Source organism: Methylobacillus sp. MM3, assembly GCF_001645185.1.
Taxonomy (GTDB): Bacteria; Pseudomonadota; Gammaproteobacteria; order Burkholderiales; family Methylophilaceae; genus MM2.
The window spans coordinates 330,602-351,389 of record NZ_LXTQ01000020.1 but is presented as its reverse complement, the minus strand read 5'-3'; the positions used below and the strand labels follow the sequence as shown (position 1 = coordinate 351,389).

21 protein-coding genes are annotated in these 20,788 nt (G+C 59.8%); 13 read left to right on the top strand and 8 right to left on the bottom strand.

Going from position 1 to position 20,788, the window contains the following annotated elements:
* Positions 1–129: 129 nt before the first annotated feature.
* Positions 130–945 carry an inositol monophosphatase family protein gene (locus A7976_RS08695; protein ID WP_240483840.1) on the bottom strand — a complete coding sequence of 272 codons (816 nt, stop codon included), beginning with the start codon at positions 943–945 and terminating at the stop codon, positions 130–132.
* Positions 927–1,487, bottom strand: a complete 561-nt coding sequence (locus A7976_RS08690; RefSeq protein ID WP_067110174.1) for a thioredoxin family protein — start codon at positions 1,485–1,487, stop codon at positions 927–929. The genes A7976_RS08695 and A7976_RS08690 overlap by 19 nt, the downstream gene beginning before the upstream one ends.
* Before the next feature lie 59 nt (positions 1,488–1,546).
* On the opposite strand from A7976_RS08690, the gene A7976_RS08685 reads away from it, so the two are divergent.
* From A7976_RS08685 to A7976_RS08660, 6 genes are all read left to right on the top strand, one after another.
* The gene (locus tag A7976_RS08685; protein ID WP_067110171.1) at positions 1,547–2,278 is read left to right on the top strand and encodes a 16S rRNA (uracil(1498)-N(3))-methyltransferase; all 732 of its coding nucleotides are present in this window, start codon (positions 1,547–1,549) and stop codon (positions 2,276–2,278) included.
* Positions 2,279–2,595: 317 nt separating this feature from the next.
* Positions 2,596–4,038, top strand: coding sequence for a catalase (locus A7976_RS08680; protein ID WP_067110168.1), 1,443 nt, complete (start codon positions 2,596–2,598; stop codon positions 4,036–4,038).
* A gap of 238 nt (positions 4,039–4,276) precedes the next feature.
* Positions 4,277–5,845 carry an amino-acid N-acetyltransferase gene (gene argA, locus A7976_RS08675; RefSeq protein ID WP_067110165.1) on the top strand — a complete coding sequence of 523 codons (1,569 nt, stop codon included), beginning with the start codon at positions 4,277–4,279 and terminating at the stop codon, positions 5,843–5,845.
* Between the two features lie 87 nt (positions 5,846–5,932).
* On the top strand, positions 5,933–6,469 hold the full coding sequence (gene hslV, locus A7976_RS08670) for an ATP-dependent protease subunit HslV (RefSeq protein ID WP_067110163.1): 537 nt from the start codon (positions 5,933–5,935) through the stop codon (positions 6,467–6,469).
* A gap of 53 nt (positions 6,470–6,522) precedes the next feature.
* On the top strand, positions 6,523–7,851 hold the full coding sequence (gene hslU, locus A7976_RS08665) for an ATP-dependent protease ATPase subunit HslU (protein ID WP_067110160.1): 1,329 nt from the start codon (positions 6,523–6,525) through the stop codon (positions 7,849–7,851).
* A gap of 394 nt (positions 7,852–8,245) precedes the next feature.
* Positions 8,246–8,680 carry an Hsp20/alpha crystallin family protein gene (locus tag A7976_RS08660; protein ID WP_067110157.1) on the top strand — a complete coding sequence of 145 codons (435 nt, stop codon included), beginning with the start codon at positions 8,246–8,248 and terminating at the stop codon, positions 8,678–8,680.
* 83 nt (positions 8,681–8,763) lie between these two features.
* Here A7976_RS08660 and glcF read toward each other — a convergent pair whose 3' ends face one another.
* Genes glcF through A7976_RS08640 form a run of 4 tightly spaced genes read right to left on the bottom strand, consistent with a single transcriptional unit; the run spans position 8,764 to position 13,768 of the window.
* A complete protein-coding gene (glcF, locus tag A7976_RS08655) occupies positions 8,764–9,963 on the bottom strand; it encodes a glycolate oxidase subunit GlcF (RefSeq protein WP_067110154.1) in 1,200 nt (399 codons plus the stop codon).
* A 5-nt stretch (positions 9,964–9,968) separates the two neighbouring features.
* The gene (gene glcE / locus A7976_RS08650) at positions 9,969–11,021 is read right to left on the bottom strand and encodes a glycolate oxidase subunit GlcE (RefSeq protein WP_067110151.1); all 1,053 of its coding nucleotides are present in this window, start codon (positions 11,019–11,021) and stop codon (positions 9,969–9,971) included.
* A complete protein-coding gene (locus A7976_RS08645) occupies positions 11,021–12,481 on the bottom strand; it encodes an FAD-linked oxidase C-terminal domain-containing protein (protein ID WP_067110147.1) in 1,461 nt (486 codons plus the stop codon). Before A7976_RS08645 ends, glcE begins: the two co-directional genes overlap by 1 nt.
* 15 nt (positions 12,482–12,496) lie before the next feature.
* Positions 12,497–13,768, bottom strand: coding sequence for a glycerate kinase (locus A7976_RS08640; RefSeq protein WP_067110291.1), 1,272 nt, complete (start codon positions 13,766–13,768; stop codon positions 12,497–12,499).
* A 120-nt stretch (positions 13,769–13,888) separates the two neighbouring features.
* Here A7976_RS08640 and A7976_RS08635 point away from each other — a divergent pair, with 120 nt between their 5' ends.
* The 5 genes from A7976_RS08635 (at position 13,889) to A7976_RS08615 (ending at position 17,515) form a co-directional block, all read left to right on the top strand.
* Positions 13,889–14,662 (top strand): IclR family transcriptional regulator, encoded by a 774-nt coding sequence (locus A7976_RS08635; protein WP_067110144.1) that lies wholly within the window; start codon positions 13,889–13,891, stop codon positions 14,660–14,662.
* 108 nt (positions 14,663–14,770) lie between these two features.
* Positions 14,771–15,655 (top strand): acetylglutamate kinase, encoded by an 885-nt coding sequence (gene argB, locus A7976_RS08630; protein ID WP_067110141.1) that lies wholly within the window; start codon positions 14,771–14,773, stop codon positions 15,653–15,655.
* A 16-nt stretch (positions 15,656–15,671) separates the two neighbouring features.
* Positions 15,672–16,325, top strand: a complete 654-nt coding sequence (locus A7976_RS08625; protein ID WP_067110138.1) for a pyrimidine 5'-nucleotidase — start codon at positions 15,672–15,674, stop codon at positions 16,323–16,325.
* An 8-nt stretch (positions 16,326–16,333) separates the two neighbouring features.
* A complete protein-coding gene (slmA, locus tag A7976_RS08620; protein WP_067110134.1) occupies positions 16,334–16,912 on the top strand; it encodes a nucleoid occlusion factor SlmA in 579 nt (192 codons plus the stop codon).
* Between the two features lie 18 nt (positions 16,913–16,930).
* Entirely contained in the window at positions 16,931–17,515 is a 585-nt protein-coding gene (locus A7976_RS08615) for a hypothetical protein (protein WP_067110131.1), read from the top strand.
* A gap of 19 nt (positions 17,516–17,534) precedes the next feature.
* On the opposite strand, the gene radC is transcribed toward A7976_RS08615, so the two are convergent.
* Positions 17,535–18,209 carry a DNA repair protein RadC gene (gene radC, locus A7976_RS08610; RefSeq protein ID WP_067110128.1) on the bottom strand — a complete coding sequence of 225 codons (675 nt, stop codon included), beginning with the start codon at positions 18,207–18,209 and terminating at the stop codon, positions 17,535–17,537.
* Between the two features lie 6 nt (positions 18,210–18,215).
* The gene (locus A7976_RS08605; RefSeq protein ID WP_240483839.1) at positions 18,216–18,989 is read right to left on the bottom strand and encodes a hypothetical protein; all 774 of its coding nucleotides are present in this window, start codon (positions 18,987–18,989) and stop codon (positions 18,216–18,218) included.
* 118 nt (positions 18,990–19,107) lie between these two features.
* Here A7976_RS08605 and coaBC point away from each other — a divergent pair, with 118 nt between their 5' ends.
* Together coaBC and dut are read left to right on the top strand one after the other, a co-directional pair.
* Positions 19,108–20,334 (top strand): bifunctional phosphopantothenoylcysteine decarboxylase/phosphopantothenate--cysteine ligase CoaBC, encoded by a 1,227-nt coding sequence (gene coaBC, locus A7976_RS08600; RefSeq protein WP_067110125.1) that lies wholly within the window; start codon positions 19,108–19,110, stop codon positions 20,332–20,334.
* Positions 20,331–20,783, top strand: coding sequence for a dUTP diphosphatase (dut, locus tag A7976_RS08595; protein WP_067110121.1), 453 nt, complete (start codon positions 20,331–20,333; stop codon positions 20,781–20,783). The genes coaBC and dut overlap by 4 nt, the downstream gene beginning before the upstream one ends.
* The last annotated feature ends 5 nt before the right edge of the window (positions 20,784–20,788 follow it).

The window sequence follows — 20,788 nt, the reverse complement described above, 5'->3', positions numbered from 1 at the left end:
CATTCAGAACCTTTGGAATTTCCCTGTTTTACGTTTTGTTGTAGCGTCGAGACCTGCCACGGGAAAGTTCACTAATTATTGCCCAGTTATAAATTTTGGGCAATAGCCCAGAAGGGCTCCAAGCCGCTCCTAATGCGCCATGGCCCCTATCCGGCGGCGCCATTCGGCGCACAGAAAATCGGTACTGGCCGCGACCACGGATTTGCGCCAGATATCGCCCGCCCAGTAATTTTCGCTTTCCAGCGTGCCCATCGCGCCGCCAGCTTCCTGCAAAATCAGGCTGCCGGCCGCGTAATCCCATAAATACTGGCCGCCATGCAGATAAAGATCAAAACGGCCTGAAGCGACATAGCACCAGTCCAGCGCACCCGAACCGAAATTGCGCTGAGAATGAAAAGGCGGGTTTATGGATAATTTTTCGGCAAGCCCGGCAGGCAAACGCTTGAAATCGATGCCGGCGATGGCGTCCGCCAAGCTCTCGGCAGCGCCGGTGATGGGCAGCGGCTCACCGTTGAGGGATGCTCCCTTGCCCTCTTGGGCAGAAAACATCTCGCCCAGTGCCGGAGCATATACGACGCCCAGCACCGGCCGGCCCGCCCGCATGAAGGCCACGGAAACGGCAAAATGCGGCAAGCCGTTCACGAAGTTGGAGGTTCCGTCGACCGGATCGACGCACCACAAGCCGTCACGGCCGGCCTCCCATTGCAGGGATTGCTCTTCCGGCGTCATCTCTTCACCCAGCATCGGGCACGCCGCGAGAGCCGACAGCTCGCAGCCAAGCACAGTCTGCGCTTCGAGATCGACCTCCGTCAGCACGCTGCCGTCGGCCTTGCGCGTATGCGCAACCCCGGTGAAGCGCGGCAACACGATTTCGTCGCCAACGCGCCGCACAACCGCTATCAAGTCTGCGAGTTGCGGCGTGGCGATCAAACCGGCTCGATCCACTTGATCGAGCAACCCATAGAGGGAATCTGTTCCTGCGGGCCCTTGCCCGTTTCGACCACCTGCTTCATTGCCTCGAACAGATCGCGGCGCACGCCCTCGGGAGCCGTTTCCTTGCGCGATTCGTCGAAGCGACCGCGATATTGCAGTTCGAGATTGCCGTTGTAGCCGAAGAAATCCGGCGTGCACACGGCGCCATAGGCCTTGGCGACCTCTTGCGTCTCGTCGATCACATAAGGAAAGGGAAAATCGAATTCCCTGGCTACCGCCTGCATGTGTTCGAAACCATCCTCGGGGTAATCGGTGGGATCATTGGACATGATGCCGATAGCGTTGACGCCCATCGCCTTCAACTCCTTGAGGTCGCGCACCAGACGCGGGCGTATCGCCTTGACGTAAGGACAATGATTGCAGATGAACATCACCAGCGTGCCGTTGGGGCCACGCACGTCGGCCAGGCTGTAATACTTGCCGTCGATGCCACGCAATTTGAAATCGGGCGCCGGCCAGCCGAAATCGCAAACCGGTGTTTGCAAACTCACCATCGAGATTCTCCTTTAAAATATCCTGACAATTCTAACACTGCCGACCCGAGCCTACTCCCATGCCTTCTCCACGTTTTTTCTGCGATGCAAAACTGGGCCCCGGCGCCCAACTGGATCTGCCCGAGAGCGCCGCCCATCATGCGCAGCGCGTGCTGCGCCTCAAGGCTGGCGATCAGGTCACGCTATTCAACGGCGACGGCTACGACTATACGTGCGAACTGCTGCGGGTCGGCAAGGATGGCGTCAGCGCCAAGGTTTCCGAACAGACTCCGGTAGAGCGCGAGTCGCCGCTGAATGTCACGCTGGCCCAATGCATCTCGTCGGGCGACCGCATGGATTTGACACTGCAAAAATCGGTTGAACTCGGCATCGCCCGGATCCAGCCACTAGCAGCGGAACGCAGCGTCGTGAAACTCAGCGGCGAGCGCGCCGAAAAACGCGTGCAACATTGGCAAAATGTCGTCATTTCAGCCTGCGAACAAAGCGGACGTTCTGTCGTCCCCGAAGTTTTGCCGCCTTTGCCGCTGACTACCTGGCTGGCACAAACCCATGATTTCGAGCTGAAACTGATGCTCGATCCGTTCACCGAACGGCGCCTGCATGAGCTGTCGCCGCCGAAAGGCAGCGTATGTCTGCTGATCGGCTGCGAAGGCGGCTTCTCGCCCTCTGAACAGACCGCTGCATTGCACGCGGGTTTCATGGGAATACGTTTGGGTCAGCGCATCTTGCGAACCGAAACCGCCGGCTTGGCAGCCTTGGCCGCGCTGCAAACCCTCTGGGGTGACTTCTAGTACCGTTTCAGGCATCCGCCACCACAAATCTCGCGGCATAGCGGCTTTTAGCCCACCCTTTAGGCGGCCTGGAATTCATTTAAGCCAACCCATTCAATAAATCTATTGGATAGTTTTAAACAATCAATTTGTTTAATCGCCTATTGCTTTTTAATATGCATTCAACGTCATCGAATTGACGTATTTCTCTGGCATAAGGAGCGAGGCATGAACATCGGTACCGACAATACTCTGGCTGCACTGCTGGTCGAATGGCTCGCCGTATATGCGCAAGCCCACTGACAGACCCTGACGACGACCAATAAAAGGAGCATCCCATGAGCAACGAGAAAAAATTGACCACTGCCGCCGGCGCGCCGGTTCCCGATAACCAGAACACCATGACCGCAGGTCCGCGCGGTCCGGTGTTGCTGCAAGATGTCTGGCTGCTCGAAAAGCTCGCCCATTTCGACCGTGAAGTGATCCCCGAGCGCCGCATGCACGCCAAGGGCTCCGGCGCTTACGGCACTTTTACGGTGACCAGCGACATTACCAAGTACACCCGCGCGAAGATTTTCAGCCAGATCGGCAAGAAAACTGAACTGTTCGCCCGTTTCACTACCGTTGCCGGCGAGCGCGGCGCGGCGGATGCGGAACGCGACATTCGCGGCTTCGCGGTCAAGTTCTACACCGAGGAAGGCAACTGGGATCTGGTCGGCAACAATACGCCGGTGTTTTTCTTGCGCGATCCGCTCAAATTCCCGGATTTGAACCATGCGGTAAAGCGCGATCCGCGCACCAATATGCGTTCAGCCAGGAACAACTGGGACTTCTGGACTTCGCTCCCCGAAGCGCTGCACCAGGTCACCATTGTAATGAGCGAGCGCGGCCTGCCCGCCAGCTACCGCCATATGCATGGCTTCGGTAGCCATACCTTCAGCTTCATCAATGCAGCCAACGAGCGCTACTGGGTGAAGTTCCACTTCCGTTCGCAGCAGGGCATCAAGAACCTGACCGATGCAGAAGCGGAAACCATCGTCGGCAAGGATAGAGAAAGCCATCAGCGCGATTTGTTCGAGAGCATCGAGAATCGCGACTTTCCGAAATGGACGCTCTATATACAGGTGATGCCGGAAAAGGAAGCCTCGCAGGTGCCGTACAACCCGTTCGATCTCACCAAGGTGTGGCCGCACAAGGATTACCCGCTGATCGAGGTGGGCGTGATGGAGCTCAATCGCAACCCGGAGAACTTCTTCGCGGAAGTCGAGCAATCGGCGTTCAATCCGGCGGCAGTCGTGCCCGGCATCGGCTTTTCACCGGACAGGATGCTGCAGGCGCGCCTGTTCTCCTACGGCGATGCACAGCGTTATCGCCTGGGCGTGAATCATCACCAGATTCCGGTAAACGCACCCAAGTGCCCGTTTCATAGCTATCACCGCGACGGCGCGATGCGCGTGGACGGCAATCACGGCGGCACGCTTGGTTACGAGCCCAACAGCTACGGCCAATGGCAGGAGCAACCCGACTATCGCGAGCCGCCGCTCTCGATTGAAGGCGCGGCCGACCACTGGAATCATCGCGAGGACGACGATTACTTCTCGCAGCCGGGCGCGCTGTTCCGCTTGATGTCGCCCGCGCAGCAACAGGTGTTGTTCGAAAACACGGCGCGCTCCATTGGCGGCGCACCGCGCGAGATCCAGTTGCGCCACATCGCCAACTGCACCAAGGCCGATCCAGCCTACGGCGCAGGGGTAGCGAAAGCACTCGGTATCGATAGTTAAGCCAGACATGCCCGTCCTTCGGGGCGGGCATTGCACTCAAAAAGGAAAATAACGATGAAAGAATGGATTAACAGGGTTTGGGAGTTCGCCCGCAGCCATATCGCAGCGCACGGCAATGAAAACCGTTCGAATGAAGAGGAATCCTGGCTCGGCATTTGATTAATTGCCCTCATAAATTTGCAATTTAAGCCTTATATAAATAATATATTGCTTTTAACGCAAATTTAAAGGTGATTCCATGCCGCTTGGAGCCGCATTACGCAAACGCCGCAAAGCCCTTGGCCTGACCTTGCAACAGCTCGCCGAACGCGTATCCGCGGACAGCGGCAACCTCTCGCGCATCGAGCGCGGGGAACAAGGATTGTCCGAAGCGATGTTGCGCCGCTTATGCTCGGCGCTGGACTGCACACCCGCTTTTCTCTATGCCCAAGCGGAAGCTGCTGCCGGCTCTTCACCGCAGACCGGGCCACGCCTCACGCTGACCCAGCCGCAGGAGTTCGTGCGCTGGTTCCGCTCGGTCGCGCCTTATATTCATGCTTTCGGCGGCCGCACCTTCGTCATCGCATTCGGCGGTGAGATCGTCGACGACGGCCAGTTCGTCTCGCTCGCGCACGACCTCAACCTGCTCGCCAGCCTCGAAGTGCGGCTGGTACTGGTGCACGGCGTCCGCCCGCAGATCGAATCGCGCCTGAAACGCGCCAATATCGCTTCGCGTTTCGTTTCCGGCCTGCGCGTCACCGACAAGGAAACCATGGAGGCGGTGAAGGAAGCCAACGGTGCGGTGCGCGTGGAAATCGAGGCGCTGCTGTCGATGGGCCTGGTCAATTCTCCGATGGCCGGATCGGACATCCGCGTGGCGAGTGGCAATTTCGTGACCGCGCGTCCGCTCGGCGTGCGCGAGGGCATTGATTTGCAACACACCGGCGAGGTGCGCAAGATCGACGCCGTGGGCATCCAGAAACGGCTGGAAGACGGCGAACTGGTGCTGCTGTCGCCGCTGGGCTACTCGCCGACCGGCGAGGCGTTCAACCTGACGCTGGAAGATGTCGCCGCCAGCACGGCTATTGCCCTGGATGCAGACAAACTGATCTTCCTGATGGACTCCACCGGCGTGCACAACGTGCGCGGTGAATTGTTGCGCGAGATGACCTCGGCCAAGGCCAGGAACCTGCTGCGCCATACGCAAAGCGAGGGCGCGATCAATATTACCGAAGACGAACGCTACTACCTGCCTTACGCCATTCGCGCCTGCGACCAGGGCGTTTCGCGCACCCATTTGATCTGCCGCCACACCGACGGCGCCATTCTACAGGAGCTGTTCACGCATGACGGCATCGGCACGATGATCACCGAGGAACCGCTAGAGCTGCTGCGCCCGGCCGACATCGGCGACGTCGGCGGACTGCTGCAACTGATCGAACCGCTGGAGGCGGAGGGCATCCTGGTACGGCGCGGACGCGAGCGGCTGGAAATGGAAATCGGGCATTTTTATGTGATGGAACACGACGGACTGATCATCGGCTGCGCGGCGCTTTACCCTTTTCCCGACGAAAGCAAGGCCGAACTCGCCTGCCTTGCGGTCAACCCCGCATTCCGGCGCGGCGGCCGTGGCGACCGGATGCTGAAATACAGCGAGGAGCAAGCCAAGCTGCGCGGTATCAATACGCTCTTTGTTCTCACCACGCGCACCGAACACTGGTTCATCGAGCGCGGCTTCGTCGAAGCCGGCATCGACACGCTGCCGCAGAGCCGCCAGCAGCTTTACAACTATCAGCGGCGCTCCAAGGTGTTCATCAAGGAACTCTAGCAGTCAGCTTCAATAGGCCGTTCGGCAGGGGGTTGCAAATTCGTTTGCAGCCCCCATCTCGTGTTTATCACACGACAGGATTCCTCAATGGAACAATATCACGGCACCACCATACTCTCCGTCCGGCGCGGGAATCAGGTGGCCATGGGCGGCGATGGCCAGGTCACGCTTGGCAACGTGGTGGTCAAGGCCACCGCGCGCAAGGTGCGGCGGCTTTACAACGGCCAGATCCTGGCCGGATTTGCCGGCGGCACTGCCGATGCATTCACACTTTTTGAACGCTTCGAGGCCAAGCTGGAAAAGCATCAAGGACATTTGCTGAAAAGCGCCGTCGAACTCGCCAAGGACTGGCGCACCGACCGCATGCTGCGCCGGCTCGAAGCCATGCTGACCGTGGCGGACAAGGAATCCTCCCTGATCATCACCGGCAACGGCGATGTGCTGGAGCCGGAATACGGCCTGCTTGCCATCGGCAGCGGAGGCGCCTATGCCCAGGCTGCGGCACGCGCATTGCTGGACCACACCGACCTGCCCCCGGCGGAAATCGTCAAGCAGGCGCTGGTCATCGCCGGCGACATCTGCATCTACACCAACCAAAGCCACGTCATTGAAACTTTGGAATAATTCCAGACCCTAAATTTCAGGGTTTCCTCTTTCCCACTTCGGCCCTTTCACACATGAGTCAAATGACCCCGCAGGAAATCGTTCACGAACTCGACAAGCACGTCGTCGGCCAATCGGCAGCCAAACGTGCCGTCGCCATCGCCTTGCGCAACCGCTGGCGCCGCGCTCAGGTGGAAGACCCGATGCGCCAGGAGATCAAGCCCAAGAACATCCTGATGATCGGCCCCACAGGCGTCGGCAAAACGGAAATCGCGCGTCGCCTGGCGCGGCTGGCCAATGCACCGTTCATCAAGGTGGAAGCGACCAAATTCACCGAGGTGGGCTATGTCGGAAAGGACGTGGACTCCATCATCCGCGATCTCGCCGAAACTGCAGTCAAGCAGACGCGCGAGCATGAAATGGAAAAAGTCCGCGTGCGCGCCCAGGATGCTGCCGAAGATCGGGTGCTCGATATCCTGCTGCCTTCTCCACGCGTCTTCGGCGAAGCGCCGGCGTCGGCTTCCGATACCGAAACGCGCCAGAAATTCCGCAAGATGCTGCGCGAAGGCATACTGAACGACAAGGAAATCGACGTCGATCTGGCCACGTCCGCCACGCATATGGAAATCTTTGCACCCCCCGGTATGGAGGAACTCACGAGCCAGATCCAGAGCGCCTTCCAGGGCATGAGCGGCGGCAAGTCCAAGACGCGCAAGCTGAAAATCAGCGATGCGATGAAGTTGCTTACGGAAGAAGAAGCCGGAAAACTGGTCAACGAAGACGAGATCAAGCAGCGGGCGGTGCAGAAGGTAGAACAGAACGGTATCGTGTTCATCGACGAAATCGACAAGATCACCAGCCGTTCGGAAGGCAGCGGCGCCGATGTCTCGCGCCATGGCGTGCAGCGCGACCTGCTGCCGCTGGTTGAAGGCACGACCGTCACCACCAAGTACGGCATGATCAAGACCGATCACATCCTGTTTATCGCCAGCGGCGCCTTCCACCTCGCCAAGCCCTCCGACCTGATCCCGGAACTGCAAGGCCGGTTGCCGATCCGCGTCGAACTCGGCTCGCTATCGGTGGAAGACTTCGAAAAAATTCTCACCGGCACCGACGCCTGTCTCACGCGTCAGTACGAAGCGCTTCTGGCCACTGAAGGCGTCACGCTCGAATTCAAGTCTGACGCCGTGCGGCGTTTGGCGGAAATAGCCTGGCAGGTCAACGAACGTACCGAGAATATCGGCGCGCGGCGACTGCATACCGTGATGGAAAAGCTGCTGGAAGAGATTTCTTTCGACGCCGATAAGCATCAGAGCGGCACGCTGACCATCGACGCCAATTATGTCAACGACAAGCTGCAAAATCTGGCGCAGGACGAGGATCTGGCGCGTTATGTACTTTGAACAAGCCCGGAATTGCTCGTCGACAAGTCGGCATGATGAGCTTGCCGAGCTCCATCGGCAGGTCTGTGCGGAGTGAGTTCGTCGAACCATGCATGGAACGATATTCACTTCATCCGCATGCGGAATCATAACGATCCCAAACACTCCTGATTTTCACTTATTTAAATCAAGATAAAGTTATCCTTATTTTAACAACCCTGCTAAAATGCCTTCGTGAAAGCTTGGTTTCACAGTATCTCCTCCCTCAGCGGCCCACAAGGCCGCTTTTTTTCGCCCGTTTTTCCCTCTTGAAATTGCAGCCAGATACCCCATCTTGTATGCATCGGCCACTGGTCGCAGGTCAAAACCGCTTCCAGAGCCTATTTACCGAAACTCGAACGAAAGGAGACACATCATGGCAAACCTAACCCGTTTCGACCCCTTCCAGGTCACCGCGCTTGATCCCTTCGAAGATGTTTTCAAAGGCTTCTTCCGCCCGGCGCGCCTTCTGGAAGAACAGCACCCTCTGCAACTCAAGATGGATGTCAGAGAAGACGACAAGAGCTATACCGTGCATGCGGAAATCCCCGGCGTAAAGAAGGAAGACATCCAGGTCGTCATTGACGGCAACCAGGTCTCGATCAGCGCCGAAATAAAACAGGAAAAGGAAGTGAAAGAAGGCGAAAAACTGCTGCACTCGGAACGCTACTACGGCACCATTACCCGCAGCTTCGCTCTCTCCAGCGATATTGACGACTCCGCCTCGCAGGCCAAATACCACGATGGCGTACTGGAACTGGTGCTGCCGAAGAAAGCGACGTCAACTTCCAAAAAGCTCACGATCAGCTAAACAAAGCACCTTCCCGAACATCTCCTCCATGGGCGGCCGCAAGGCCGCCATTTTTTGCATTATCGTTGTTGATGCGGCAAAGCCTAATCGATCAGCTCCAGCCAATGCACCACAGGCACGCCGCTCCCGGCCGCCAGATGCGTAATGCACCCAATATTCGCCGACACAATCATCTCCGGCGCCCCCGCCCGTAATGCCGCCAGTTTTTCCTCTCGCAACTGCAGCGCCATTTCCGGCTGCAATAGCGCATACGTTCCCGCCGCCCCGCAGCACAAATGCGCATCCGCTACCGGCACCAGCTCATGCCCCAGCCGGCGCAGCACCTCCTCCACCAGCCCCGGTAATTTCTGCCCATGCTGCAAGGTGCACGGCGGATGGTAGGCCACGCGCCGCTTGCGCCCGGTCAAGCCGCTTATATCCTCATCACGCAGCACTTCGCCGATGTCGCGGGTCAAGGCCGACACGCGCGCCGCTTTTTCCGCATAGGCGAGGTCGTCCTTCAGCAAATAGCCGTAATCCTTGACCTGCACTCCGCAACCGCTGGCAGTCATGACGATGGCTTCGACACCGGTTTCGACATGCGGCCACCAGGCGTCGATGTTACGGCGCATGAAGTCCCTGGCCTCTTCCGGCGCAGCCAGATGCTGGCTGAGCGCGCCGCAGCAGCCGGCACCGCGAGCACGGATGAGGCTGACACCAAGCTTGTCCAGCACGCGCGCGGCCCGGACGTTGATGTTAGGCGCCAGAGCCGGCTGCACGCAGCCGTCCAGCACCAGCATGCGGCGGGCGTGACGCGGCTTCGGCCAGGCAAGAAAGGGTCGCTTGTCCGGAATTTTTCCGGCGAGCATTGCGGGCAGGAAAGATTCCGCCCGCCGCCCGAGCCCGAGCAAGGCCTTGAACAGGCGCGGCCGCGTTAGCACTTTGCGCAACCAGTAGCGTGCAGCGCGCTCTGACAGCGGACGGGAAATGCGTTCTTCGGCCACCGCGCGGCCGATGTCCAGCAGCCGGCCGTATTCCACGCCGGAAGGACAGGTGGTTTCGCAGTTGCGGCAGGTGAGGCAACGATCCAGATGCAGCAAGGTCCCGGCGCCGGCATTTTCGCCTTCCAGCATCTCTTTGATGAGATAGATGCGACCGCGCGGGCCGTCGAGTTCGTCGCCCTTGAGCTGATAGGTCGGGCAGGTGGCGTTGCAGAAACCGCAGTGCACGCATTTGCGCAGAATGGCGTCGGCTTCCTGGCCTTGGGCGGTTTCGAGCAGTTCTGCGCCGAGTCGGGTTTGCATAAGCGCTACATTCTTCCGGTATCGAACACGCCGTGCGGATCGAGCGCCAGGCGGATGCGTTGATGCAGCGCCGCCAGCGGTTCGGGCAAGGGGGTAAAGGCTTGCGTGATCGGCTGATGGCTGCGGAACAGCGTGACATGACCGCCAGCCTGTTTCGCCAACGCGCGTAGCGTGTCGGCGGGCATGTCGGTGCCATACCAGCGTACCCCGCCGCCCCATTCGATCACCGGCTGGCCGAGCGCGGTAAATGCCTTGGCCGCCGTCGGCATCGACAAACGCCACAAGGGGCGCATGGCGAGATCGGGCATGGTCTGCTCGCGTAGCGCTTGCCAGAAAGCCGGGCCGTCGGGAATCTTTGCGCCGCCGATTTTCTGCATCGCCGCCTGCACCGCGCTTTCGGTGCCGGAAAGCCGCACATAAAGATGGCCGGCCCGCCACGCCGTCGCGGACAAGGGCACCGGGCTGGCCGCCCACAGGTTCATGATCTCGACCGCCCTGTCTGCCGGCATCTCCAGCATCAACGTGCACTCACTCTCGGGGCACGGCAGCACCTTGACCGAAACCTCCAGCAACACGCCTAGGGTGCCCATCGCCCCCACCATCAGACGCGATACATCATAGCCGGCAACATTCTTGATGACCTGTCCGCCGAAGCGCAGTACCTGCGCACGACCATCCAGAACCTTGGTACCCAGCACGGCATCGCGCACCGCGCCGGCATACGGGCGGCGCGGGCCGGAGAGGCCGGTGGAAACGCAGCCGCCAAGTGTTGCATCCGCACCGAAATGCGGCGGCTCGAAGGGCAGCATCTGGTTGTTCTTGGCGAGCAGCGCCTCGATCACCTCCAACCGCGTTCCGGCGCGGGCGGTCAGCGTCAGTTCGCGCGGCTGATAGTCGACGACACCGGCATACTCCGCAACGTCCAGCGTGTCGGCATCGACCACGTTGCCGTAGAAGCCCTTGCTGCCGCTGCCGCGAATCGAAAGTTTGCGCTTTTCGGCCCTCGCCTGCAGCACACGCTCGCCGGTCGCGGCGAGCCATTGGTCATGGATATTCATCAGAATCTCGGCAGTTCGGGATGCGGCAACTGCCCGTGATGGACATGCATCGCGCCCAGTTCGGCGCAGCGGTGCAGGCTGGGTACCGCCTTGCCCGGATTGAGCAGGCCGGGCGGATCGAACGCGGCCTTCAATGCATGAAAAACTTCCAGTTCGGCGGAGGAAAACTGCACGCACATCTGGTTAAGTTTCTCGACACCCACGCCGTGTTCGCCGGTGATAGTGCCGCCGACCGCGATGCAGGTTTCCAGGATCTTGCCGCCCATCTCCTCGGTTTTTTCCAACTCACCGGGCTTGTTGGCATCGTAGAGGATCAAAGGGTGCAGGTTGCCATCGCCGGCATGAAACACGTTGGCGACCGGCAGGCCGTATTCTTCGGACAATTCCGCGATACGCACCAGCACTTCCGGCAACCTGCCACGCGGGATGGTGCCATCCATGCAGTAATAGTCTGGCGAAATGCGGCCAATGGCGGGAAAGGCCGCCTTGCGTCCGGCCCAGAATCGCGTGCGCTCGGCTTCGTCCAGCGCGGTACGCACTTCGGTCGCGCCGCAGGCTTTCACTACTTCATAGACCACGCGCAACCCGTCCGAAACCTCTTCGTTGACGCCGTCCACCTCCACCAGCAGCAACGCCTCGGCGCCAACCGGATAACCGGCGTGTACGTAATCCTCGGCGGCCTGGATCGAGAGCTTATCCATCATCTCCATCGCTGCCGGGATAATACCGGCGGCGATGATCTGGCCCACCGCGACACCGGCATTGGCAATGCTGTCGAACGCGGCCAGCAGCACCTGCGCGCGCTCAGGCTTGGGCAGCAGCCGCACGGTAATTTCGACGATGACCGCCAGCATGCCTTCCGAACCGGTGATCAGCGCCAGCAGATCATAGCCGGGCGCGTCGAACGCCCGGCTACCCAGTGTAATGATGTCGCCGTCTATCGTGATCGCGCGCACTTCCAGGATGTTATGCACGGTGAGGCCGTATTTCAGGCAATGCAGTCCGCCGGAATTTTCGGCGACGTTGCCGCCGATGCTGCACGCGATTTGCGACGAGGGATCTGGCGCGTAATAAAGTCCATACGGCGCGGCGGCCTGCGAAATGGCAAGGTTGCGTACGCCGGGCTGGACGCGCGCGGTGCGGGCCAGCGGGTCAATCATCAGGATGCGGTTGAGCCGCGCCAGCGTCAGCAACAGCGCGCCTTCAATCGGCAAGGCGCCGCCGGAAAGCCCGGTGCCGTGCCCGCGCGCCACTACCGGCACATTGTGCATGCGGCAAAGGTTGAGGATCGCGGAAATCTCTTCTTCGGTACGCGGCAAGGCAACAGCGGGCGGACGCCGCCGATATGCGGAAAGTGCATCGCATTCGTAAGGCGCGAGGTCTTCCGGCGCGGTCAGCAAGCCGTCTTGCGGCAGCAGGCGACGCAGCTTTTCAAGAAAGTCCGCAGGCAGGGCAGACATAGTTTTATCCTGCGCTCACCTGGCCGCCTCGGGCGTCACCAGGATGGCGCGAAAATCGTTGACGTTGGTCAGCGTGGGGCCGGTTACCACCGAATCGCCCAGCGCCGAGAAAAATCCATGGGCGTTATTATCGTCCAAACTGGCGCGGGCTTGGAGTCCGATTTTCCTTGCACGCACCAGGCTGTCCGGCGTCAGCAGCGCGCCGGCGATTTCATCCATGCCGTCCACGCCGTCGGTATCGCCCGCCAATGCATGGATGCCTGGATGCCCATCCAGCGCCAATCCCAGTGCCAACAGGAATTCGACATTGCGTCCGCCGCTTCCGTTGCCGCGCACCCGCACGGTCGTTTCGCCGCCGGAAAGCAATACGCATGGCAGCGCCTGTTCGTGGGCTGCCTGCAACGCGAGTTGCGCCATCGCCGCAGCGACTGCGCGGGCCTCGCCTTCGATGGCATCGCCCAAAATCAGCGGCGTCACCCCGGCCTGTCGCGCCGCATCGGCTGCCGCCTGCAGGGCCGTTCCCGGCGTGGCGACGACTTTTACGGCGCTGCGCGCGAGGCGCGGATCATCAGGTTTGGGCGTTTCGCCGTGCCCGCGTCGCAGGATTTCCAGCATGCGCTCGGGCACATCGATGCGATAGTGGCGAAGGATATCGAGTGCTTCCGCGCAGGTCGTCGGATCGCCCACCGTCGGGCCGGAGGCGATATCCACCGGATCGTCGCCAGGCACGTCCGATATCAGCAAAGTGAGCACCTGTGCCGGATGGCATGCCGCGCCCAGCCGCCCGCCCTTGATCGCGGAAAGATGGCGTCGCACGCAATTGATTTCGCGTATGGTCGCGCCGCTTTTGAGCAAGGCCGATGTCGCGTCCTGCTTGTCCCGCAAGGTCAGGCCATCGAGCGGCAAAGGCAGCAACGCTGAGCCGCCGCCGGAAAAGAGGCTGATGACGAGATCGTCGGATGTCAGCCCTTGCGTCAACTGCAGCATGCGTCGTGCAGCGCTCAGCCCCGCTTCGTCGGGCACCGGGTGCGCCGCCTCGACGATGTCGATGCGCTCGCATGGAACGGCATGCCCGTAGCGGGTCACCACCAGGCCGGACAAGGTGCCGCTCCAATGCTGCTCTACCACTTGCGCCATTGCCGCCGATGCTTTTCCGGCACCCAGTATCAATGTGCGTCCGCGCGGCGGCAAAGGCAAATGGGGTGGCAAGCAATAGGCCGGCTGGGCCGCCTGGATCGCGGCATTGAACAATTTCCGCAGAAGCTGTTGTTCGTGGGTCGGTATCATCAAGGAGCCATGATAACGGTTAAAAACTGAGCCCATGCATAAGAAAAATTCCTACTAAATCCGACGAAAAGCCTCAAGTATCTGATAGCATTTTCAGCAACACTTCTACTTGCGATGCCCATGCCAAAAAACCTCGAAGCCAATCGCTCCGCTATCCAGGTAATCGATCGTCTCGGCGATCTCATGAACGCGCTGATGGCCAATGGCGGCCAGGCCTCCTTGAAAATATTGGCCGCCGAAACCGGCCTGCATCCTTCCACCGCATTCCGCATTCTTTCGTCCGCCATCGATAACGGATGGATAGATCGCAACGCTGCCGGGCTGTATGTTCTGGGCCGTCACCTGATAGGCCTGGCGCAACAATCCCACGTCGGTATCGATGTACGGCTCGAAGCGATGCCATTGATGAGAAAATTGCGCCAGCAGCTGGGCGAAACGGTCAACCTGACCTTTCGCGAGGGCGATGCGGTGGTTTATGTGGAACGCGCGGTTTCCACGCGCACCTCGCATGTCGGCCAGATTGTCGGCAGCCGGGCGCCATTGCACGTCACCGCCGTCGGCAAGCTGTTTCTCGGCAGCCGCGGCGAGCAGGAAATTCGCAGCTATGCAGCACGGCGCGGCTTGCAGGAGTTCACGCCCAACACCGTGAAGACACTCCCCCAATTGATCGAATTGTCACTCGGCGCATGGCAGGATGGATATGCGCTGGACAACGAGGAAGCAGAACTCGGTATTAGCTGCATCGGCGTGCCGGTGCTGGATGCACGGGGTGAAATGATCGCCGGCCTGTCGATTTCCGCCCCGGCAAAACGCCGCAAGCTGGAATGGATTCCGGATGTGCTCGCCTGCGGCCGGGCACTGTCCGAACGCCTGGGATACGTGCACTCCCAGTAGGCCCTGCAAAGGGAATGGCCCCGCAATCCATCGGGCATTTCCACCGCCTTTCGTATAAAATCCCACCCATTCGGACTGAAATAGGCTCTTGGCCTAACGGGATAGTAAATGCTCACCACGACCACTGCGGCGCAAAAGGCGCAAACCCTGGCGGAAGCGCTGCCGTACATCAAACGCTTTTTCGACAAGACCATCGTCATCAAGTACGGCGGCAACGCGATGACCGATCCCCAGTTGCAGGACTGTTTCGCACGCGACGTGGTACTGCTCAAGCTGGTCGGCATGAATCCCGTCGTGGTGCATGGCGGCGGCCCGCAGATCAATGACCTGCTCGACCGGCTGGGCAAGAAGGGCGAATTCATCCAGGGCATGCGCGTCACCGACGCCGAAACCATGGACGTGGTGGAAATGGTGCTGGGCGGCGCGGTCAACAAGGACATCGTCAACCTGATCAACCGCCATGGCGGCAAGGCAGTCGGCCTGACCGGCCAGGATGGGGCCTTCATCCGCGCAACCAAGCTGTTGATGGAAAACAAGGATGCTCCGGGCGAGTTCATCGACATCGGCATGGTGGGCGACATCACATCCATTGACCCCAGCATCATCCAGTTTCTCGATACCGGCGACTTCATCCCGGTGATCGCGCCCATCGGCGTCGGCCCGGACGGCGAAACCTACAACATCAACGCCGACGTGGTCGCCGGCAAACTCGCGGAAATTCTCGGCGCGGAAAAACTCATCCTGCTGACCAACACTCCCGGCGTACTGGATAAACAGGGCAATCTGCTGACCGGCCTCACACCCAAGAACATTGATGAGATGGTGGCCGACGGCACGCTTTCCGGCGGCATGCTGCCCAAGATCAGCTCCGCGCTCGACGCGGCGCGCAGCGGCGTGAAATCGGTACACATCATCGATGGCCGCGTCGAGCATGCGCTGCTGCTGGAAGTGCTGACCGACGAAGGTGTCGGTACGCTAATCCGCGCCAAGTAAATGGCTTACCCGGCCTGTGCGGAATAAACACCATGACGACGCGCGGCGTGTCTGGATTTTCGATCTCGACGACACGCTGCACGATGCCAGCGCACACATCTTCCCGCATATCAATCGCAGCATGACGCATTACCTGATGACGCATCTCGACCTGTGCGAAGCCGATGCCTGCGCGCTGCGGCGCGATTACTGGCACCGCTATGGCGCCACGCTGCACGGCCTGATGCGCCACCACGGCACCGACCCGCATCATTTTTTGCACCACACGCACCAATTTCCCGACCTGACGGCCATGGTGCTGAAAGCACGCGGCTTGCGCCACGCCCTGCAACGGCTGAAAGGACGCAAAGTCGTGTTCACCAATGCGCCCATGGCCTATGCCGAACAGGTACTGCAACTGCTCGGCATCCGCGATCTGTTCCAGACCGTATTCAGCATCGAATCGACCCGCTTCCAACCAAAACCCGCCAAGCAAGGCTTTCTGCGCATCCTTCGGGCATTGCGTGTGTCGGCCCGGCGCTGCGTGATGGTGGAAGACAGCCTGCCCGCGCTGCGCACCGCGCGCGGGCTCGGCATGAAAACCGTATACGTCAATCCAAACACAAAGCGGCCCAGCTTCGTCGATGCACGCATCGGATCGATACTGGCGCTCCCCAAAACAAAACTCTGAGGACCACCATGGCAACCAAACCCGGCGAAAGAAAACAACAAATACTGGAAACCCTGGCCAAGATGCTGGAAACGCCCAAGCGTGAAAAAATCACGACGGCCGCGCTCGCTGCAAAACTGGACGTGTCCGAAGCCGCGCTCTACCGACACTTTGCCGGCAAGGCGCAAATGTTCGAGGGGCTGATCGAATTCATCGAACAAAGCCTGTTCGGCCTCGTCAACAAGATCACCGGCGAAGAGCAGGAAGGCCTCCGGCAGGTGCGCCGCATCCTGACGGTGATGCTGCTGTTTGCGGAAAAGAATCCCGGCATGACCCGCGTGCTGATCGGCGACGCGCTGGTGAATGAAGACGACCGCCTGCAATTGCGCATCAACCAGCTTTTCGATCGCGTCGAATCCACGCTCAAGCAAAGCCTGCGCATCGCCGAAACGCAAACCGGCCGCAAGCTCAACCCCGAAGCCCAGGCCAATCTGCTGATCTGCTTCGTGATCGGCCGCTGGCAGCAATTCGCCAAGAGCGGATTCAAGCGCAAGCCGATGGAATTCGTGCAGGAACAGCTCACGCTGCTGTACGGACTGGAAGAGTAAACGCCGCCGTATACGGGCATGTTGAGGATTCCTTCGCCCAGAGCCAACTGGCCGCTCGCTGCCGCTGTAACCGGCCTGCTTTTGTACTCTGCTGCTGCCGCCGAGCTGCCCCGCGAAGTCGATCTAACGGTCTCCGGAATACAGCTGAATGACGGCTCCAGCGCCAGGCTCCCTTTTGGCGCGCAAATGCAACTGGACGACCCCGACAGCGATCGTCCCAAGGCTTACATTTGCAATGCAGACCGAACCGAGAGACTGACGCTGGTGTATTACGAAGGCGATACCTCGTACATCATTAGCGAGTTTCAGGTCGAGCGCGTCGAAACACGCTACGTCGACTGCGTGCAGCCTCCCGGGCAAATCGATCGCTTTGTTTCCGGCAAAGGCATCCAGCTGGGCATGACGCGCAGCGACATCACGCACATCTTCGGCAATGACTACAACGAACAGCCGCAACTCGACGAAGTGGTCATCAGCTACCGCATCGACAACAAAAACGAATCCGGATTTCTGCAAAACAACAGCGCACCGGCTTATTACGGGCAATACCATTTCAAGCAAGACAAGCTGGTCAGATTCAGCTTCGGGTTCGAATTTCCGTAAAGCCCGGCAATCGGGGAATTCAGAGCAGCCCTCGCTCCGCAAACGACAACGCCACATTCCCCGCGATCACAAAATGATCCAGCACCCGCACATCCACCAGGCCCAACGCCTCTTTTAATGCCTTGGTTAGCAACTCATCCGCCCGGCTGGGCTCGGCTACGCCAGACGGATGATTGTGTGCAAAAATCATCGCTGCCGCATTGTGATGCAAGGCACGCTTGACCACTTCGCGCGGGTAGACGCTGGTCTGCGTCAGCGTGCCTGCAAACAGTTCTTCCTGCGCCGTCACCCGATTCTGCGCATCCAGGAATAACACCACGAAGACCTCGCGCGTCATGCCGCCCAGTTTCAGGCAAAGATAATCCCGCACCTGCTGCGGCGAAGTCAGCGCGTCGCGCTGCCGCATCTGCTCGGTCAACGCGCGGCGCGCCATCTCGAATATTGCCTGGACTTGCACATACTTGCTGTCGCCCATGCCATTCACCGCGGTAAGCGCATCGCGGCCAGCGTTGAAAATGCCATTGAGACTGCCGAACTCCGTCAGCAGATCGCGCGCCAGATCAACTGCGCTTTTCCCGACGACTCCAACGCGCAGAAAAATCGCCAGCAACTCGGCATCCGATAACGCCTGTGGCCCCTGACTCAACAGCTTTTCGCGCGGGCGCTCGCCTTCCGGCCAATCGGTAATCGCCATAATCCGCTACCTCGTCTTTACCCACTGGATTTCGCGCGCCGTTGCGGGGCCAATAACAGTGTGTTGCAGGTTTTGTGGAATTTCGGCTTCGGACTCCGAAACCGGGATACGACCGGCCATCAATTCGGCCAGTTTCTGCGGATGCCTTGGCGTCCTCTCGGGTTCGGCATAACCGTCCGGGAAGAGTGGCCGATTCATCGCGAGATCGTATTTGTCGGTGGCGCCCACGGTGTGCAGCAATTCATGGGCAACAATCACCATGTTCTGCTCATCAGCCGCCGGATCGCCAAAGAGATTCACGAGCCCGACACGGCCTTTGCTCAAGGCCGTCGAATGCGACAATGCCTTGACCTTGCCGGGGTCGTGATAAAGCAGATAAAGCCGGATTTTCGGCTTCACCTGCATTGCCGGACTATGCCGCCAGGCCCACCAGCGGAATTTCAGGCTCCACCACATCGCTTGCACGGCCGACGCTGCTCTTGGCGGCAAAGGAGGATTGCCTTGGACTGTATCGCCCAGGCGGATTGCGAAGGGATGGTATACCGCGAGTCCGTAACGCTGGGCTTGCGCGGAAAAGTATTCCGTTAGCGGCTCGAACTGCTGCGGAGTCAGCGTCCGGATGTAAGCGGCAACCTTGGCGCTGCCATCGACATTAACGGGATACAGCGCAACATAGAGGTTATCGCCCCAATCCAGGTCGCGGTCGCTGAGCCAGGCTTGCTGCGCCACCGTGGCGAGGACGAACAGAAGAATCACGATACGCAATTTGCGCCACATCATTACGGGCCTCGTTATTATTGTTGATGCATCATACCTAGCCTGTTGCGGCGAGCCAATCGGTCATCGCCTTTGCCCCCCCATTCGTATAGAATTGAATCAATTAGTTACCGATAAATCCATGGCGCTCTCATCCATCAAACGCATTCTGGTCGGCATTACCGGCGGCATCGCGGCATACAAGGCGGCCGAACTGGTTCGCCTGCTGGTCAGGCAAGGCATCGACGTGCAAGTAGTGATGACGCAAGCCGCTTGCCATTTCATCACCCCCGTGACATTGCAGGCCCTCTCCGGCAAACCGGTATTCACCGATCTGTGGGATGACCGCATCGACAACGGCATGGCGCACATCGAGTTTTCGCGCGATGCCGACGCCATCCTGATCGCCCCCGCCAGCGCGGATTTCCTGGCCAAAATTACCCACGGCATGGCGGACGACCTGCTCTCCAATATCTGCCTCGCGCGCTCCTGCCCGCTGATGGTAGCACCGGCGATGAACGTGCAGATGTGGGAGAACCCGGCCACCAGGCGCAATGTCGCGCAACTGAAGCGCGACGGCGTGATCGTGCTGGGCCCGGATAGCGGCGACCAGGCCTGCGGCGATACCGGCATGGGCCGCATGCTGGAGCCGGAAACGCTGCTGGATGCCATCGATGCCAGCCAGCAACCCAAGCTTCTGGCCGGCAAAAAAGTCCTCATCACCGCCGGCCCGACCTTCGAAGCCATCGACGCCGTGCGCGGCATCACCAACCTGAGTTCCGGCAAGATGGGCTACGCCATCGCCCGCGCCGCCATTGAAATGGGCGCAGAGGTCACGCTGGTCAGCGGACAAACTTCCTTGAAATCACCCCACGGCGCCAATCTGGTCAAGGTCACCACCACCCAGCAGATGCTGAGCGCGGTGATGGAAAACCTGCAAGATCGGGACATATTCATCGGCGTCGCTGCCGTGGCCGACTATTATGTGCTCAACCCGAGCGAACAGAAGATCAAGAAGGATGCGCACATTCTGACGCTGGAACTGGCGCCCAACCCCGACATCCTGGCCAATGTGGTCAGTCTTCCCGACCCGCCGTTTTGCGTCGGCTTTGCCGCCGAAAGCGAAAACCTGTACGAATTCGCCGAACACAAACGGCGCCGCAAAAATCTGCCGCTGCTCGCCGCCAACCTGATTCAGGATGCCTTCGGGGGCGATGAAAGCGAACTCATCCTGCTGGACGACAAGGGAGCGCATCCCTTGCCGCGTGCACCCAAACTGACCCTGGCGCGACAATTATTGAAACATGTGGCCGGTATGCTCAAGGAGCAGAAATCGGCCACCGCCCAACCCATTACGGAACAGTCATGACCATCAAAGTCGATCTCAAACTACTCGATCCGCGTCTTCATACCCATATGCCCGCATACGCCTCGCCCGGTTCCGCCGGCCTGGACCTGCGCGCCTGCATCGAGCATGTCATGACACTGCATCCAGGCGAAACCGAACTGATTCCGACCGGCATGGCAATCCATATCGGCGACCCCGGTTATGCGGCGATGATACTGCCGCGCTCCGGACTCGGGCACAAACACGGCATCGTCCTCGGCAATCTGGTCGGATTGATCGATTCGGATTATCAGGGCCAGTTGTTCATTTCTTGCTGGAATCGCGGCCGCACCCCTTTCATGCTGAGCCCGATGGAGCGCATCGCGCAGCTGGTCATCGTTCCGGTAATGCATGCCGATTTCAACGTGGTCGAGGAATTCCCCAGCAGCGAACGCGGGGAGAACGGCTTCGGCAGCACAGGGAAGCATTGATTTTC